The sequence below is a fragment of the Streptomyces sp. W16 genome (genome assembly GCF_033194735.1).
Taxonomy (GTDB): Bacteria; Actinomycetota; Actinomycetes; order Streptomycetales; family Streptomycetaceae; genus Streptomyces.
The window spans coordinates 15,295-31,530 of record NZ_JAWOAI010000047.1 but is presented as its reverse complement, the minus strand read 5'-3'; the positions used below and the strand labels follow the sequence as shown (position 1 = coordinate 31,530).

At 69.2% G+C, this 16,236-nt stretch carries 17 protein-coding genes; 9 read left to right on the top strand and 8 right to left on the bottom strand.

Going from position 1 to position 16,236, the window contains the following annotated elements:
• Positions 1-589: alcohol dehydrogenase catalytic domain-containing protein (locus R6V09_RS09260; protein ID WP_317880865.1), on the bottom strand; the 589-nt coding region annotated here is incomplete at its 3' end.
• 166 nt (positions 590-755) lie between these two features.
• On the opposite strand from R6V09_RS09260, the gene R6V09_RS09255 reads away from it, so the two are divergent.
• Positions 756-1,166 (top strand): winged helix-turn-helix transcriptional regulator, encoded by a 411-nt coding sequence (locus R6V09_RS09255; RefSeq protein ID WP_317880864.1) that lies wholly within the window; start codon positions 756-758, stop codon positions 1,164-1,166.
• Between the two features lie 12 nt (positions 1,167-1,178).
• On the opposite strand, the gene R6V09_RS09250 is transcribed toward R6V09_RS09255, so the two are convergent.
• Both R6V09_RS09250 and R6V09_RS09245 read right to left on the bottom strand, forming a co-directional pair.
• Positions 1,179-1,652: a MarR family winged helix-turn-helix transcriptional regulator gene (locus R6V09_RS09250; protein ID WP_317880863.1), complete on the bottom strand. Its 474-nt coding sequence runs from the start codon at positions 1,650-1,652 to the stop codon at positions 1,179-1,181.
• A 100-nt stretch (positions 1,653-1,752) separates the two neighbouring features.
• Positions 1,753-2,220 (bottom strand): hypothetical protein, encoded by a 468-nt coding sequence (locus R6V09_RS09245; RefSeq protein ID WP_317880862.1) that lies wholly within the window; start codon positions 2,218-2,220, stop codon positions 1,753-1,755.
• Positions 2,221-2,365: 145 nt separating this feature from the next.
• Here R6V09_RS09245 and R6V09_RS09240 point away from each other — a divergent pair, with 145 nt between their 5' ends.
• The 3 genes from R6V09_RS09240 (at position 2,366) to R6V09_RS09230 (ending at position 3,745) form a co-directional block, all read left to right on the top strand.
• Positions 2,366-2,701: a YnfA family protein gene (locus R6V09_RS09240; RefSeq protein WP_019075857.1), complete on the top strand. Its 336-nt coding sequence runs from the start codon at positions 2,366-2,368 to the stop codon at positions 2,699-2,701.
• Positions 2,702-2,774: 73 nt separating this feature from the next.
• Positions 2,775-3,551 (top strand): SDR family NAD(P)-dependent oxidoreductase, encoded by a 777-nt coding sequence (locus tag R6V09_RS09235; protein ID WP_317880861.1) that lies wholly within the window; start codon positions 2,775-2,777, stop codon positions 3,549-3,551.
• The gene (locus R6V09_RS09230) at positions 3,551-3,745 is read left to right on the top strand and encodes a hypothetical protein (RefSeq protein ID WP_317880860.1); all 195 of its coding nucleotides are present in this window, start codon (positions 3,551-3,553) and stop codon (positions 3,743-3,745) included. Before R6V09_RS09235 ends, R6V09_RS09230 begins: the two co-directional genes overlap by 1 nt.
• A 10-nt stretch (positions 3,746-3,755) precedes the next feature.
• Here R6V09_RS09230 and R6V09_RS09225 read toward each other — a convergent pair whose 3' ends face one another.
• On the bottom strand, positions 3,756-4,205 hold the full coding sequence (locus R6V09_RS09225; RefSeq protein WP_317880859.1) for a MarR family winged helix-turn-helix transcriptional regulator: 450 nt from the start codon (positions 4,203-4,205) through the stop codon (positions 3,756-3,758).
• Between the two features lie 93 nt (positions 4,206-4,298).
• Between R6V09_RS09225 and R6V09_RS09220 the strand changes: the two genes are divergently transcribed.
• Complete coding sequence (locus R6V09_RS09220) at positions 4,299-5,174, top strand: NAD(P)H-binding protein (protein WP_317880858.1); 876 nt, start codon at positions 4,299-4,301, stop codon at positions 5,172-5,174.
• Between the two features lie 32 nt (positions 5,175-5,206).
• The gene (locus R6V09_RS09215; protein WP_317880857.1) at positions 5,207-6,475 is read left to right on the top strand and encodes a GNAT family N-acetyltransferase; all 1,269 of its coding nucleotides are present in this window, start codon (positions 5,207-5,209) and stop codon (positions 6,473-6,475) included.
• A gap of 42 nt (positions 6,476-6,517) precedes the next feature.
• Here R6V09_RS09215 and R6V09_RS09210 read toward each other — a convergent pair whose 3' ends face one another.
• The 3 genes from R6V09_RS09210 to R6V09_RS09200 form a co-directional block, all read right to left on the bottom strand.
• Positions 6,518-7,816, bottom strand: a complete 1,299-nt coding sequence (locus R6V09_RS09210; protein ID WP_317880856.1) for a hypothetical protein — start codon at positions 7,814-7,816, stop codon at positions 6,518-6,520.
• A 142-nt stretch (positions 7,817-7,958) separates the two neighbouring features.
• Positions 7,959-9,332: a hypothetical protein gene (locus R6V09_RS09205; RefSeq protein ID WP_317880855.1), complete on the bottom strand. Its 1,374-nt coding sequence runs from the start codon at positions 9,330-9,332 to the stop codon at positions 7,959-7,961.
• A gap of 230 nt (positions 9,333-9,562) precedes the next feature.
• Positions 9,563-10,756, bottom strand: a complete 1,194-nt coding sequence (locus tag R6V09_RS09200; RefSeq protein WP_317880854.1) for an RtcB family protein — start codon at positions 10,754-10,756, stop codon at positions 9,563-9,565.
• 219 nt (positions 10,757-10,975) lie between these two features.
• Between R6V09_RS09200 and R6V09_RS09195 the strand changes: the two genes are divergently transcribed.
• From R6V09_RS09195 to R6V09_RS09185, 3 genes are all read left to right on the top strand, one after another.
• Entirely contained in the window at positions 10,976-11,818 is an 843-nt protein-coding gene (locus tag R6V09_RS09195; RefSeq protein WP_317880853.1) for a DUF3558 domain-containing protein, read from the top strand.
• A gap of 118 nt (positions 11,819-11,936) precedes the next feature.
• The gene (locus tag R6V09_RS09190; protein ID WP_317880852.1) at positions 11,937-12,830 is read left to right on the top strand and encodes a DUF3558 domain-containing protein; all 894 of its coding nucleotides are present in this window, start codon (positions 11,937-11,939) and stop codon (positions 12,828-12,830) included.
• Between the two features lie 194 nt (positions 12,831-13,024).
• Entirely contained in the window at positions 13,025-14,359 is a 1,335-nt protein-coding gene (locus tag R6V09_RS09185; protein ID WP_317880866.1) for a DUF2637 domain-containing protein, read from the top strand.
• 71 nt (positions 14,360-14,430) lie between these two features.
• Here R6V09_RS09185 and lysS read toward each other — a convergent pair whose 3' ends face one another.
• Positions 14,431-16,173 (bottom strand): lysine--tRNA ligase, encoded by a 1,743-nt coding sequence (gene lysS, locus R6V09_RS09180; protein WP_317880851.1) that lies wholly within the window; start codon positions 16,171-16,173, stop codon positions 14,431-14,433.
• Between the last annotated feature and the right edge of the window lie 63 nt (positions 16,174-16,236).

Genomic DNA, 16,236 nt, shown 5'->3' with positions numbered 1-16,236 from the left:
CCGCCGGCCCGCCCTCGCTCGTGAACTCGGCGGCGCCCAGGGCCCGTACGAACTCCTCGTCACCGGCCCGGGCGAGCCCGGTCACCAACACTCCACGATGCGCGGCGAGTTGCACGGCGAACCCGCCCACGGCCCCCGCCGCACCCGTCACCAACAATGTCTGACCCGGCGTCAACTCCAGGAGATCCAGGGCCTGTACGGCGGTCAGCGCGTTCAGCGGCAGGGTGGCGGCGTGCACCGCGTCCACGCCCTCCGGCGCCTTCGCCACCGCGTCCGTGTCCACGACGACGTACTCGGCGTGCGTGCCCAGCGGCTTGACCACACCGTGGTCCAGGGCGACCACCTCGTCGCCGACCTGCCACGCGGTGGCGACGCCGGTCGCGTCCACCGTCCCGGCTACGTCCCAGCCGAATCCGAGCCGCTTGCCCGCGCCCCCGAACGCGCCCGCACGCACTCCGGCGTCCACCGGGTTCAGCGAGGCCGCCGCGACCCTGATCCGCACCTGCCGGGCGCCCGGCTCGGGAATTTCCGTCTCCACGACCCGAACCGCCTCGGGCCCGCCGAACGTCGTCACCACTGCAGCACGCATGACCGACAGCTCCTCTTATAAGGGTTGTAAGGGATGTAAGGGTTTCGCCGGGGCATCCCCTCGGCTGCCGACAACCCTAGGAAGAGCTACTATCCAGCGGGAAGTAGTTACCTGAAGGTGCGTACCTACCCCGGAAGTGAGCGCAAGTGAACGGAGGCCACGACCCATGGCGACCATGACAGCGGCCCAGAAGCGCGAACAGGCACGTGTCGAGTACGACGCGTTCATCCGCAGCTGCCCCACCAACCAGCTGCTGGACCGCATCAGCGACAAGTGGGTCAGCCTGGTCGTCGCCGCCCTGGCCCCCGGCCCGATGCGCTACAGCGACCTCGCCCGCAAGATCGCCGGCGTCAGCCCCAAGATGCTGACGCAGACGCTCCGTTCACTGGAACGCGACGGCATCCTCTCCCGCACGGTCACCCCGTCCGTCCCGGTCCGCGTCGACTACGAACTCACCCCGCTCGGCGCCAGCCTGAGCATGCTGCTGCTCGCCGTGAAGGACTGGGCGGAGACCCACATCGAGGAAGTCCACGAGGCACGGGGGCGCTACGACGGGGACGACGGGACGCCCTCCTAGGGCATCGCCCGCTCAGACCTCCCCCGCCCGCAGCCGCGCGATCTGCTGCCCACTGAACTCCACCGTCCGCCTCATGTGCCCGACGATCACGGCGAGTTCGGCGTCGGCGAGGTCGTCGAAGAGCGTGAACCAGCCACCGCCCAGCCGGTTCCACATCCGCCCGAACTCGGTGATCTTCTCCGGGACGGTCGCCACCAGCACCCGCCGCCGGTCCTCCGCGTCCCGCTCCCGGACGACGTACCCCGCCCGCTCCAGCCGGTCCACGAGCCGCGTCGCCGACCCGGTCGTCAGACCGGTCAGCTCGGCGATCCGGCCCGTCGTCACCGGCCCCGCCTCCAGCGTGAGCAGGTTCAGGCACTGCAGATCGGTGGGGTGCAGCCCGAGCCGGTCGGCGACGGCCTGGTTGAACAGGGCGTACGACGCCATGTACCGGCGCGAGACGGTGGACAAATCGTCCAGCAGCCGCGCCCGCGCGTTCCCGGACATGTCGTACCCCTCGTCGCCTGTGCCGTGCGGAGATCGAGATCGTACGACGAGGTCGGCCGCGTGGCTCAGGGGTACTACGGGCGTGGCTCGGAAGTAGGGCTTAGAAGTAGTAGCTGTCACCGGTGTCGAGGACGAGCACCCGCTGCTGGTCGTTGGCCCGGTTCCCGTCCACCGCGCCGCCACCCCACACCGTGTCCAGTTCCAGCAGCACCTCGGAGGACGCGTCCCGCAGCCGTACCCGCAACTCGATCCGCTCGCCCACCTCGTCCGCCGCCAGCGCGCCCGTCCGGCACACCACCACCCGCTCCCCCGACCGGGCACATCCCTCCGGCAGCGTCTGCCGGTCCGCGAGCGGCTTCGACCAGCGCAGCCGGACGGTCGCGTCGGGGACGGCGGAGGGGCCGTGGTTGCGCGGGGTGAACCGCACGTCGACCTGGCCGGCGGTCATGGCGACGGAGCCGTGATACGCGAGGTCCGCCTCCGGGCCCGCCGCACCGGGAGCCGCGCCCATCACCGCGAACGCGACACCCACTACGGCTCCGACCCGTAGTACCCGTAGTACCCGCATGCCATCCACTCCTCTGTACACCCGTAGACCCGTTGCACCGCCGCTGCGGTCGTACGGATGTATCCCACGTGGAGCGCGTGACAGGCGCCGTCCATCAGGTGACACCCGTGTGATCAGGTGACACCCGTGTGATGGGGTGGCGGTCATGCTCGTACTTCGCTCCGCGGCCCTCTTCGTCCTCGCCGCCGTCTTCGAGATCGGCGGCGCCTGGCTGGTCTGGCAGGGGGTGCGCGAACACCGCGGCTGGCTGTGGATCGGCGGCGGGGTCATGGCGCTGGGCGTGTACGGCTTCGTCGCCACCTTCCAGCCCGACGCCCACTTCGGCCGCATCCTCGCGGCGTACGGCGGGATCTTCGTCGCCGGTTCACTCGCCTGGGGCGCGGTCGCGGACGGCTACCGGCCCGACCGCTGGGACATCACCGGCGCCCTGATCTGCCTGGCCGGGATGGCCGTGATCATGTGGGCACCGCGCGGAAACTGAGCCCTCGCCGAGCCCGCCTATCCTGGACGGAGTCGTACGCACGAACCAGTTGATCCCTCCCGAGGAGCAGCCCATGGCCACCGCCGCACCGTCCGCCGCCTCCCGTATCGCGGTCGTCACCGGGGCGAGCGGTGGAATCGGCGCCGCCACGGCCCGCCGGCTCGCCGCGGCCGGTTACCGCGTCGTCCTCACCGCCCGCCGCAAGGACCGTATCGAGGCGCTGGCCGAGGAGATCACCAAGGCGGGCCACAAGGCGACGGCGTACGAGCTCGACGTCACCGACCGGACCGCGGTCGACGAGTTCGCGACCGCCTTCAAGACCATCGGCGTCCTGGTCAACAACGCGGGCGGCGCGCTCGGCGCCGACCCGGTGGCGACCGGCGACCCCGCCGACTGGCGCACGATGTACGAGACGAACGTCCTCGGCACGCTGAACGTCACCCAGGCCCTGCTGCCCGCCCTGACCGCGAGCGGCGACGGCACGGTCGTGGTCGTGTCCTCCACGGCGGGCCACGGCACGTACGAGGGCGGCGCGGGCTATGTCGCCGCCAAGCACGGCGCCCACGTCCTCGCCGAGACGCTGCGCCTGGAGATCGTCGGCACCCCGGTCCGGGTCATCGAGATCGCGCCCGGCATGGTGAAGACGGACGAGTTCGCGCTGACCCGGTTCGGCGGGGACACGGAGCGGGCGGCGAAGGTCTACGCGGGCGTCGCCGAGCCGCTCACGGCGGACGACGTGGCCGACACGATCTCCTGGGCGGTCACCCGCCCCAGCCACGTCAACATCGACCTGCTCGTGGTCCGCCCGCGCGCCCAGGCCTCGAACACCAAGGTGCACAGGGAGCTGTGATGCCCGACGAAGAGGACGCCCCAGACAGTCCGGCCGGCCCGGACAACTCCCAAGAGGCCCTGGACAAGCGCCGGTTGGCCGAGGAGACCAGGAACGAGCGCAAGGTCTGGTACTTCCTCGCCTACTTCCTCTTCGGCATCCACATCGTCGCGTTCGTGATGATCTACGCGGTGACGCACGCGCCGAACAAGTAGCGACGGGCCCTCACGCCGAGCCGGTGTAGTCGACCGGCTCGTTCAGCAGCTCGCTCGCCGACCGGTGGACCTTCGTCAGGGCGCTGAGGAGGGCCGCGCGTTCGGCCTCGGTGAGGTCCGCGGTGACCTTCTCCTCGATCAACTGCCGTTCTGCCTCGACCGGTTCGCGCAGCGCGCGCCCCGCGTCGGTGAGCCAGAGCCGGACGAGCCGGTTGTCGCGGTCGTCGCGGCGCCGGGTGAGCAGCCCGGACGCGGTCATCCGGTCGGCCATCTTGACGACGGTGGGCGTGGTGACGTGCAGCGCGGCGGCGACCTCGCCGGGCGTGGCGCCGTCGCGTTCCCAGAGCACGGCGAGCAGGTGGTTCTGGCCGACGTGCAGCCCGTGGCGCCGCATGGCCGCGTCGGCCAGGGAGCGGAGCACCTTCGACGTCCTGCCGTGCAGGTCCAGGAACTCGGACATGGCGGCCTTTCCAGCAAGTCGATTGACGGCTAATCATTCACCGGCTAGCGTTCTCGGGAACTCGTTAGACGGCAAACGACTTTGGGAGCCGCAATGATACTGGTCACCGGCGCCACCGGAAACATCGGCCGAGCCCTCGCCCACGAACTCGACGCCAGGGGCGAGAAGTTACGACTCCTCGTCCGCGACCCCGCCCGCGCGCGAGCCGCCGGACTGCCCCCGTCCGACCGCGCCGAACTCGTCGTAGGAGACCTGGGAAACCCCGACACCCTCACCCCCGCCCTCACCGGCGTGGACAGACTGTTCCTGCTCATCCAGGGCATCGGCACCGACCACACCACCACCGCGGTGGCCGCCGCCCGCGCGGCCGGAGTGCGGCACCTCGTGCACCTGTCCTCCGCCCACGTCCTGCTCGACCCGGTCCCCGCCATGGGCCGCTGGCACCACGAGCGCGAGAAGATCATCCGCGCCTCCGGCATCCCCGCCACCTTCCTCCGGCCCGGCGGCTTCATGACCAACGCCCTCGACTGGCTGCCCACCATCCACGACGGCGACTACGTCCTCGACCCGGTCGGCCCCGGCCGCTACGCGCCGATCGACCCCGCCGACATCGCCGCGGTCGCCGCCCACGTCCTGACCGGCCACGCGGAGGAGGGCGAGGAGTACGTCCTCACCGGCGACGAGACCTTCACCGTCGCCGAACAGGTCCGGATCATCTCCGAGACCATCGGCCGCACCATCGAGGTCAGGGCCACCACCACACCGGACGAGGTCGTACGGTTCCGCTTCCCGCACGGCGCGCCCCCGGCGCTCGCCGCCGCCGTCACCGAGGGCTTCGCACTCATGCGCGCCGACACCGTCGGCTTCCGGACGGACACCGTGGAGCGCCTGCTCGGCCGCAGACCGCGGACGTTCGCGGACTGGTGCGCACGTCACGCCGACGCGTTCCGCCGACCGGCCACCGCGTAAAGGCTCCCGGCCACCGCATAAAGTCACCGTCCGTGGACAGACATCTCCCCTTCGACGATCTCCCCAACTTCCGTGACCTGGGCGGCTACCCGACCCCGGACGGCCGACGCGTGCGCCCGGGGCTCCTCTACCGCGCCGACTCCCTGGGCAAGTTGAGCGAGAACACGGACGACTGGACCCGCTTCCTCGACCTCGGTATCGGCACCGTGATCGACCTCCGCTACCCCTGGGAGATAGAGCGCAGAGGCCGCGTCCCCGAGCACGCGTCGTTCACGTACCACAACCTGAGCATCGAGCATCGCCCTTACGACCAGACGGTGTTGACCCCCGACATCGACCCGGGGCCGTACCTGGCGGAGCGGTACGCGGAGGTGGCCGAGGACGGCACGGAGGAGATCGGACGGGCGCTGGAACTGGTCGCGGCGGCAGCCGAGCGGGACACGCCCCTCGTCTTCCACTGCGCGTCCGGCAAGGACCGCACCGGCCTGCTGGCGGCACTGGTCCTCGGCCTGCTCGGCGTCCCCGAAGAGACGATCGTCGAGGACTTCACCCTCACCGAACTCGCCACCCCTGCCCTCCTCTTGGCCTGGCGGACCCGCAACGGCGGCCGTACCCCGGCCTGGCCGTCCTGGGGCCACGCCCCGGAGGCGGTCATGCGCCTGTTCCTGGCGGGCCTGACCAGTCGCTACGGCTCGGTCGAGGACTATGTCACCAAGGCCCTGTCCCTGGACGCCACGGCCCTCTCAACCACCCTGCGCGACAAGCTGCTTGAGCAACAACCCGCCACCTGGCCGGAGTTGACCTACCGCGAGGCCGCCGCGGCGGACGCCGGCACCCTCGTCCGCCTCCGGGACAGCTCGGCCCTGTGGCAACTGGCCCGGGGCATCGACCAGTGGAAGCCGGGCGAGAAGGACGAGGCCCACTTCCGGCGGCGGATGCGGGAGGGCGAGGTGTGGCTGGCGTACGCCGACCGGACCCTGGCCGGCGCCTACGAACTCTGGTGGGACGACCCGGCCGCCTGGGGCCCGCGCCCACCCGACGCGGGCTACGTCCACCGCCTGATGACGACCCCGCACACGGCACCGCCGGGCACGGGACGCCGACTGCTCGCGCACGCGGAATCCCGCATCACCGCGACGGGCCGCCCGTACGCCCGCCTGGACTGCCTCGCCTCCAACCCCCGCCTGCGCGACTACTACGAGTCGGCGGGCTACACCGTCGTAGGCGAACAGCGGGCGAAGGACGGCGGGTTGGGGAGTACCTACGCGGTGACACTCCTGGAGAAGCGTCTCGGCGACTGAACAGAATCCGAACCGAATCGAACCGAATCGGCCGGGGCGGGCCTATTTCCGCTGCTGGAAGACCCACTCCCGGATGCCCTCGATGGTGTACGCGATCGGCCAGGTCGAGTTGTGCTCGACGCCGTGCGCGTTGGCAAGACCTCCGGCGAGGGTCGAACCCTTCTTGAACGTCGAGTAGTTGACCGTGGTGCCCTTGGCCTCCATCGCCTTGACGTCCGCGGCGAACTCCGCCGCCGTGGACTGCCCGTCCCAGACCGCCCGACTGACCTTCGTCCCGGCCTTCTCGACGACGGTCATGATGGCGTTCTCTCCGGGATAGGCCTTGGTGTCGCCCTGCGAGACGGTGACCCAGAGGTTCTTCTTCGCCAGCGGCGCGGCCTGGGCGGCGGGCCACTGTCCGGCGACGACCCACGAGGCCGCGAAGAGATCGGGGTACTTGATGTTCAGGCCGAGGGTCATCATCGCGCCCATGGACTGGCCGGTGGAGTACAGCCGGTCGGTGTCGATGCTGTACTTGCCGGTCAGCTCCCGGAGCAGGTCGACGGTGGTGTCGAAGAGCGACGTCGGCTTGTAGTCGTCGCCGACGACCACCTCCGGGTACTGCGGCGCCAGCACGAACGCCGGCCGCTCGGCCTGTTCCTCGGGAGCGGCCCAGCACACCGCGCCCAGCCCCTGCACCAGCGTCGCCCGCACGGTGGTGCTGATCAGGCTCGCGTCGTGCATGAAGAGGACCAGTGGATAGGACTTGGTCCGGTCGTAGCCCTTCGGGACGTAGAGGTTGTACGGCAGTGACCTGCCGGTCTTCGGGTCCTTGTACGTGAACTGCTGGAAGTCGTCGACGATCAGGTTCACCGTGTGGCCGGTGGCGACCTTGGTGTCGTCGGCGGCGTAGCGGGTACCGCCGGTGGTCGTGACCGTGCCGGCCTGGACGACGGTGCCCTTCGCCGCCTTGATGGTGGCGGGTCCGCCCGTCGAGCCCACCTGTGGACCGGGGATGACGTAGGGGCTGCTCGAAGCGGACGCCGAGGCCGACGAGGACGCCGACGCCGACGGCTGGGTGGTCCCCGCCGCGCCCCCGCCCCCGCCCCCGCCCATGCCTCCCCACAGCAGCGCGCTGTCGTCGTCCGGGGAGAGCTCCACGATGACGTACGGCCCGTCCTTGCCCTGGTCGGCGAGGGCCGCGGCGGTGTTGGCGTACACCTTGGTGACGGTCCGCCCCGCGACGGTGAAGGACGTCTTCGTGAGCGTGGAGGTGTCGATCGCGGTGTCGTACTCGACGGCCACGGCGATGAACTTCTGGCCGTCGCCGTAGACCTGGGTGACGGCGGTGGCACCTTTCACATGACCGCCACCACTACCGCTGCCACTGCCACTACCGCTGCCGGAGTCACAGGCCGCGAGGCCCGACGCGGCGACCGCCGCCGTGGTCCCCGCCCCCACAACCCGCGCTAAAAAAGCGCGCCTTGTCGTCATTTTCCACACCTCAATTCAGGGACTTGATAATGCGCCCGATGCGGTTGGCGGCCTTCTCCGCGGTGCCCTGGATGTAGAAGCCGTCGACCGCCTCGTAGGTGACGTGGTCGAAATTCCATTTGTCGGGCATGTTCTTGGCGCCGCCCTCGAACATCGACATGACGAAAGTGCTGGAGAACGACGAATTCTCGCGGATCGCGGTCGCGGTCGTGGTGGACAACTCCGGTGCCACACCGGCGAAGACACCCTTGCCGACCTGGAAGACCCAGATCGGCACCTGGGCGGTGCCGGTGGGGGTGAAGGTGACGGTCTTGGTGGGCGCGCTGGCCTGGGGCCCCTGAACCTGCGTCGTGGTGATGTCGTCGGTGACCAGCCGCACCGCGACCTTCGTGCCGCTCTCGTACTTGCTGATCCCCTCGGCCACCCGCACGATCTCGTTCCCGAGCCGCTCGCCCTGCGCGGTAAGCAGCGCGAAGCCGGCGTCGTGCAGATCGACGCCGTAGGTCCAGCCCTTGTCCTTGTCGATCGTGTACCGCTTCGAGCGGTAGGCCGGGAACTGGTCGCCGCACGCCCCGACCAGCCAGAAGCCGACGGCTCCGGGGTACTGGCTCTCGACGTGCGCGACGGCCGCGCCGGCAAGGTCGGCGGTGATCGGCAGGGTGCCGTCGGCCATGACGGAGTCCTGCATCACGCAGGACTGCACGTTGTAGTTGGTCAGCACGGCGATCGGATTGCCGTCGAGGTCGTTGAAGCGGGCGACGTACACGCCCTTGTCGGAGGGCAGTTGCTCGTTGACGCCGAGCCAGTAGCCGTCGGCGGTGGACACGTTGCGGTTGACGTTGACGTCGGACCGGCCGGCGCCGTAGCCGACCTCCGCGTCCTGGAGGTTCGTGACGGCGTCGGCCACGGCGGACTTGGTGGCGGCGACGATGTTCTGCACATAGGCGGCGGCACCGGCCGAGGACGAACTGGCCTGGACGTGCGGCGCGGAGAAGCAGTGCGTGACGGTGACCATGATGTTCGCGGCGGTGACGCCGCTGGCCGCGGTGATGGCGGTCCGCATCAGCGCGATCGCCTCCGCGCTGATCGAGGTCAGGTCCAGCACGGCCAGGGCGATACGGCGGGAGCCGGACTCCACCAGCAGCACACGGACGTTGAGGTCGTCGTGCACGGCGGTGAAGTTGTCCAGCGGCAGGAGCGAGGCCGCGGGGGTGAACGCGGCCTTGCCGACGCCGACCTTGAGCCCGGCCGCCGCCTTTGCGCCGGTGGCGGCCTGGGCGGAGGTGGCACCGCCGACCACGGTCGCCGCGAGCGCGGTCGCCGCACCGGCGGCCACGACGGTCCGCCGGCTCAACTCGCCCTGATTCTGGTACCGCTCAGACATGTGCTGTCCTCCGAGACGCTGCGGGTGGGGTTTTGGCTAACACCCGGGCAGCATCACAGCGAAATTCGAGGCCAGCAATAAGGAACGCACGCAACCAATGCTTTCGCGAACAGCACACCAATTGAAATGCGCCAGCCGCGGGAATTCACAGGAATAGGGCGCGAATTCACAGCGATCTCAGAGAATCCTCGGAGCGGCCGACGCAACATCAACACGACGACCCTCGACCATCAGCCCTTAACGCACACGACCTGCTTCAGTTTCGCCACGACTTCCACCAGGTCCCGCTGCTGATCGATGACCTGCTCGATCGGCTTGTAGGCACCCGGGATCTCGTCCACGACGCCGGAGTCCTTGCGGCACTCCACACCCCGTGTCTGCTCCTCCAGGTCCTTCGTCGAGAAGCGACGCTTGGCCGCGGTACGGCTCATGCGCCGACCGGCGCCGTGCGACGCGGAGTTGAAGGACTTCTCGTTGCCGAGGCCCTTCACGATGTACGAGCCCGTACCCATCGAGCCCGGGATGATCCCGTACTCGCCGGAGCCGGCGCGGATCGCTCCCTTACGGGTGACGAGCAGGTCCATGCCCTCGTACCGCTCCTCGCTCACGTAGTTGTGGTGGCACGAGATCTCCTGCTCGAAGGTCGGCTTCGCCTTCTTGAACTCCTTGCGGATCACGTCCTTCAGGAGCGCCATCATGATCGTGCGGTTGTACTTCGCGTACTCCTGCGCCCAGAAAAGGTCGTTGCGGTACGCCGCCATCTGCGGGGTGTCCGAGATGAAGACGGCGAGGTCACGGTCGACCAGGCCCTGGTTGTGCGGGAGCTTCTGCGCCGTGCCGATGTGGTGCTCGGCCAGTTCCTTGCCGATGTTCCGGGATCCGGAGTGGAGCATGAGCCACACCGAACCGGACACATCAACACACACCTCGCAAAAGTGATTTCCTCCGCCAAGTGTGCCCATTTGCTTCGCGGCCCGCTCCTCCCGGAACTTCACCGCATCCGCAACCCCCTCGAACCGCCCCCAGAACTCGTCCCACCCGGAAGTCGCGAACCCATGCATCCGCCCGGGATCGACGGGACTGTCATGCATCCCCCGCCCCACCGGAATCGCCTGCTCGATCTTCGACCGCAGCCGCGACAGGTCGCCGGGAAGATCGTTCGCCGTGAGTGACGTCTTCACCGCGGACATTCCGCAGCCGATGTCGACGCCCACCGCCGCCGGACACACCGCACCCCGCATCGCGATGACCGAGCCGACCGTCGCACCCTTGCCGTAGTGCACGTCCGGCATGACGGCCAGGCCCTTGATCCAGGGGAGGGTGGCCACGTTGCGGAGTTGCTGCAGCGCGCCTTCCTCGACCGAGGCCGGGTCGGTCCACATACGGATGGGGACCTTCGCCCCCGCCATCTCTACATACGACATTTCGTCCTCATTCCCCCGGAAAACAACAGAAGTCTAAAATCGCAAAACCGGCGCCAAGGTCAACGAAAGGGACAGCGGACCGGCGTTCACGGCTGTGCGTGCGATACACATTGTCTCCAGGGGGTCCCCGGGTGCGGCAAGCGATTAACCAGCGGGGACACTGACAGGACCCTTGATCATCGCCCAGAACCCTTGATCGTCGTCGAGAGGAGCCCGACCGTGCAGCGGAAGGCATACGTACCCGGCGCCGCCGCGCTCCTCGTGGCGCTGCTGGCCGGCTGCACGAGCGGTTCGGGCAGCGGCGGTACGACGGACGACGCGAACCCTGGCGACGCCGGTACGGCGACGGCGGCGGCCCAGCCGGGCAAGTACCGCACGCTTCCGGAACCCTGCGGAGCCGTCGGCCAGAGCACGCTGGACTCCCTGCTCCCCGGCATCAAGCAGATCACGGACGCGGACCAGCGCGAGGCCGCCTACGCGGGCACGGCGACGCTGACGTTCGACACGGACCGCAAGGTGGGCTGCCGTTGGAAGGTGGAGTCCACGGACGCGACCGACCATCTGCTGGTCGATTTCGAGCGGGTGGTGTCGTACGACAACGCGGTGAGCGACGACAGCGAGGCGAAGTCGATCTTCACGACGAAGGAAGTGGCGGCGGATCTTCCGGAGCCGGCCGCCAGCACCACCGCGTCGGACTCGGCCACCCCCTCGACCTCGACCTCGGCCTCCGCCGGCACCACCCCCTCCTCTTCCGCGTCCGCGTCCTCCTCGGACTCGGCCTCGACCTCCGCCTCCCCTTCCGACTCGACCACCCCGGCCGCCCTCCAGCCCCGGACACTCTCCGATCTCGGTGACGACGCGTTCCTCGACGACGCGTTGAGCAGCTCCGGTTCGACGGCCAAGCAGCGGACGGTAACTGTGGTGTTTCGCACGTCCAACGTCGTTGTGACCATCGAGTACGAGGAGCAGCCGGCGACGGTCGGCGTGGTCCCGGACAGCCAGAAGATGCAGGACAGGGCGCGGAAACTGGCCGCGCAACTGGCCGACTCGCTCAACGGTTAGGGGCTCGTACGGTCACTTTCGGGGGCCCGCTCAAAGCCCGTGAACGGAGACCGCACAGCTGACTCACCGCGTACCGTGGCCCCTCGGACCCGATCCGACGGCAGGAACCACGAGCGTCATGAGTGAAGGAACCATGCATCAACCAGCACAGCGTGACCAGCAGGACCACCAGCGAGCGAAGCGTCTTCACCGCGTCCTTGTCTGCGCGGCAGCGGTCCCGGTGATGCTGATCGCGGCCGGCTGCTCCTCGGACTCCGGTTCGGGCGACAGCTCGGCCAAGGACACGGCCGGTCTCGGCGCGACGACCTCCGCCGACGCCACGGCCGCTCCGACGGTGCAGGCGGCGGCGTACAAGAAGCTGCCCGAGCCGTGTGCGGTGCTGTCGAAGAAGACGTTGACCGAGCTGGTCCCGAAGGGGGCCAAGTCGGGCAAGGAGGGGACGTCGACGGACACGGCGTCGCGGGGCAGTTGCTCCTGGACGAGCCTGGACAACAACGGGGTCAAGGGTTCGCAGTTCCGCTGGCTGAACGTGTCGTTGCTGCGGTTCGACTCGTCGCAGACGCAGGGCGAGGGCGACAAGCTGGCCGCGTCGTACTACGCGAAGCAGGTGCAGGAGGCGCAGTCGGTCACCGGCGCGAAGAACACCAAGTCGGTGCCGGTCGCGGGCGCGGGTGACGAGGCCACGGCGGTGCGCTACGACCTGAAGAAGAAGGAAGGCGCCTTCAAGCAGCAGACGGTGGTGGCGCGGGTCGAGAACGTGGTCGTCACGATCGACTACAACGGCGCGGGTCTGGCGGGCGACAAGACGCCGAGCGCGGACACACTGACGAAGGCGGCGGAGAAGGCCGTGAAGGAGGCCGTGGCAGCGGTCACGACGGCCAACGGCAGCGGCGGCGGGAGCAGCACCGGCTCGCCCTCCGCGTCCCCGTCCAAGTCCCCGTCCAAGTCCGCATCTCCCTCCGCGTCGGCGTCCAAGGCCTCTCCCTCCCCCTCTGCCACCAAGAAGAGCTGACCGTCACATCCACACCGCTTTTCGCCCTCAACTCGCAGGTCAGCCAAGCCTTTTGACGGAGCCCGACCCCTCCTGGGTGCCGGGCTCCTGGCGGACCGACGCCCGGGACGCCGCACACATGTGCCACCCTGTTGCGCGCAACACCATGCAAGGGGAGGGGAGTACGGGTGTCCGCGCCCATTCAGCTCACACGTATGCACCGGGTGCTCATCGGCGTGGTCGTCTCCGGTGCGGTGGTCATCGCCGGTATCGGCTTCGCCGGTTCGTACGCCGCGGTACGCGAACTCGCCCTGAAGAAGGGCTTCGGTAACTTCGCGTACGTCTTCCCGGTCGGTATCGACGCGGGTATCTGCGTCCTGCTCGCCCTGGACCTGCTCCTGACCTGGATCAGGATTCCCTTCCCGCTGCTGCGCCAGACGGCGTGGCTGCTGACGGTCGCGACGATCGCGTTCAACGGCGCCGCCGCCTGGCCCGACCCGCTCGGTGTCGGTATGCACGCGGTGATCCCGATCCTGTTCGTGGTCTCCGTCGAGGCGGCCCGGCACGCGATCGGCCGGATCGCCGACATCACCGCCGACAAGCACATGGAGGGCGTCCGCCTCACCCGCTGGCTGCTCTCCCCCCTCCCGACGTTCCTCCTCTGGCGCCGGATGAAGCTGTGGGAACTGCGCTCCTACGAGCAGGTCATCAAGCTGGAGCAGGATCGTCTCGTCTACCAGGCCCGCCTCCACTCCCGCTTCGGCCGCGCGTGGCGCCGCAAGGCCCCGGTGGAGTCCCTGATGCCCCTGCGGCTGGCCCGCTACGGCGTCCCGCTCGCGGAGACCGCCCCCTCGGGTCTGGCGGCGGCGGGCATCGAGCCCGTACTGCTGCCCCCCGCCCCGCAGTTGGAACCGGCCCGCGAGCCGCAGACACCGGCCGTACAGAGCAACCCGGCACCGGCCCGGGAACAGCTGCCGGCACCCGCGCCGAACGAGCCCGAGCAGCCGGAGGAATACACCGAGCCGCAGAGTCAGTGGCTCCAGGCGCGGGACCCCCAGACCGTCGCGTACCAGGGCGGCTACGACCCGACGTACGACCCGGACAGCGCGTACCGGCAGTGGTACGCGGAGCAGCAGCAGGCCGAGCAGTTCCAGCAGTACGAGGAGGAGCAGCAGCAGTTCGCACAGCAACGGCGGTTCGAGCAGCAGCAGTTCCAGGAACAACAGCAGTTCCCGCAACAGCAACAGCGGTACGAGGAGCAGCAGCCGGAGCCCGAGCCCTCGCCCGAGGACACCGGTACGTTCCCGATCCCGGCGGGCCCGGGCCGCACCCGTGAGATGGGAGCGGGCGGCGGCACGGAGCCGTCCGAGGACGACTACTACCTCATCTTCAAGAAGTCGATAGACGGCAGCTACCCGACCGGGGGCCAGTTCCGGGGTGACGTGGAGGCCACGTACGGCATCACGCTCCCGCAGCGCGAGGCCGAGCGAATGGTCAACCGCTTCACCAACCGCCACACGGCGGAACTCCAGGAAGACCACATCGCCTAAGCGGTTCTCCTACGACGATGAGGGCGCCCCGAGCCATCGAGCTCGGGGCGCCCTCATCGTCGTAGAACGGCTTACTCGCCGAGCAGGCTCCGCACCCGCTCCTGTCCCACCGCGAGGAGCAGTGTGGGCAGGCGCGGGCCGGTGTCGCGGCTGACGAGCAGGTGGTACAGGAGGGCGAAGAACGTCCGCTGGGCGGTCTTGATCTCCGGCGGGAGTTCCTTCGCGGTCGCGTCGGCGGAGAAGCCGGCCTGGACCTTCGGGACGCCGTAGACGAGATGGCTCAGGCCGTCCAGGGACCAGTGGTCGGCGAGTCCGTCGGTGAGCAGTCGCAGGGACTGCCGGGCGGACTCGTCGAGGGACTTGAGGAGGTCGGTGTCGGGTTCGTCGCGCACGATGGTCCGCTGGTCGGCGGGGACGTGCGTGTTGATCCAGGCCTCGGCCTTGTCGAGCCGGGGGCGGACCTCGTCGAGGGTGGACAGGGGGTTGGCGGGGTCGAGTTCGCTGAGGATGCGCAGCGTCTGGTCCTCGGCTCCGGCGGTGATGTCGGCGACGGAGGCGAGGGTGCGGTACGGCAACGGGCGGGGCGTGCGCGGGAGTTCACCGGCGGCGGTGCGTACGGCACGGGAGTGCGCGGCGAGGTCGGCGGGAAGGGCGGACCCGTCCTCGACCTTCCCGTCCAGCTTGTCCCACTCGTCGTAGAGGCGCTGGATCTCCTGGTCGAAGGCGATCTTGAAGGACTGGTTGGGGCGGCGGCGGGCGTAGAGCCAGCGCAGGAGCTGCGGTTCCATGATCTGGAGCGCGTCGGCCGGGGTGGGGACCCCGCCCTTGCTGCTGGACATCTTGGCCATGCCGCTGATGCCGACGAAGGCGTACATGGGCCCGATGGGCCGCTCGCCGCCGAAGATCCCGACGATCTGCCCGCCTACCTGAAACGAGGACCCGGGAGACGAGTGGTCGACACCGCTCGGCTCGAAGATCACGCCCTCGTAGGCCCAGCGCATCGGCCAGTCGACCTTCCAGACCAGCTTGCCGCGGTTGAACTCGCTGAGCAGGACGGTCTCGGTGAAGCCGTCCTCGGTGCAGACGTACGTCAGCTCGGTGGTGTCGTCGTCGTAGGCCGTGACGGTGGTGAGGTCCTTGCCGCAGCTGCCGCAGAAGGGTTTGTACGGGAAGTACCCGGCGGACCCGGAGCTGCCGTCGTCCTCTTCAGCGGCCCCCGACCCCTCCTCGGCCTCCAGCTCGGCGGCGTCGACGGCCTTCTGCTGCTGCTTCTTGGCCGGGGCCTTCTTGGTGCGGTACTGGTCGAGGATCGCGTCGATGTCACCGCGGTGCTTCATGGCGTGCAGGATCTGCTCGCGGTACACGCCGGAGGTGTACTGCGCGGTCTGACTGATCCCGTCGAACTCCACGCCCAGCTCGGCGAGCGACTCGACCATCGCGGCCTTGAAGTGCTCGGCCCAGTTCGGGTAAGCGGAACCGACGGGGGCCGGTACGGAGGTCAGCGGCTTCCCGATGTGCTCGGCCCAGCCGGCGTCCGTCCCCTCCACCCCGTTGGGCACCTTGCGGTAGCGGTCGTAGTCGTCCCAGGAGATGAGGTGCCGGACCTCGTGGCCCCGGCGGCGGATCTCGTCGGCGACGAGGTGCGGGGTCATGACCTCGCGGAGGTTGCCGAGGTGGATGGGACCGGAGGGGGACAACCCGGACGCGACGACGACAGGTTTGCCGGGGGCCCGACGCTCCGACTCCTCGATGACCTCATCCGCGAAACGGGAGACCCAGTCGGTGGTCTCGGTGCTCTGAGCCACGATCGGCACGTCCTTCTTTCTCAAGGCAGTCACTACGGTCAATTCGGCTGCACCCCCAGTTTAGGCGGCACA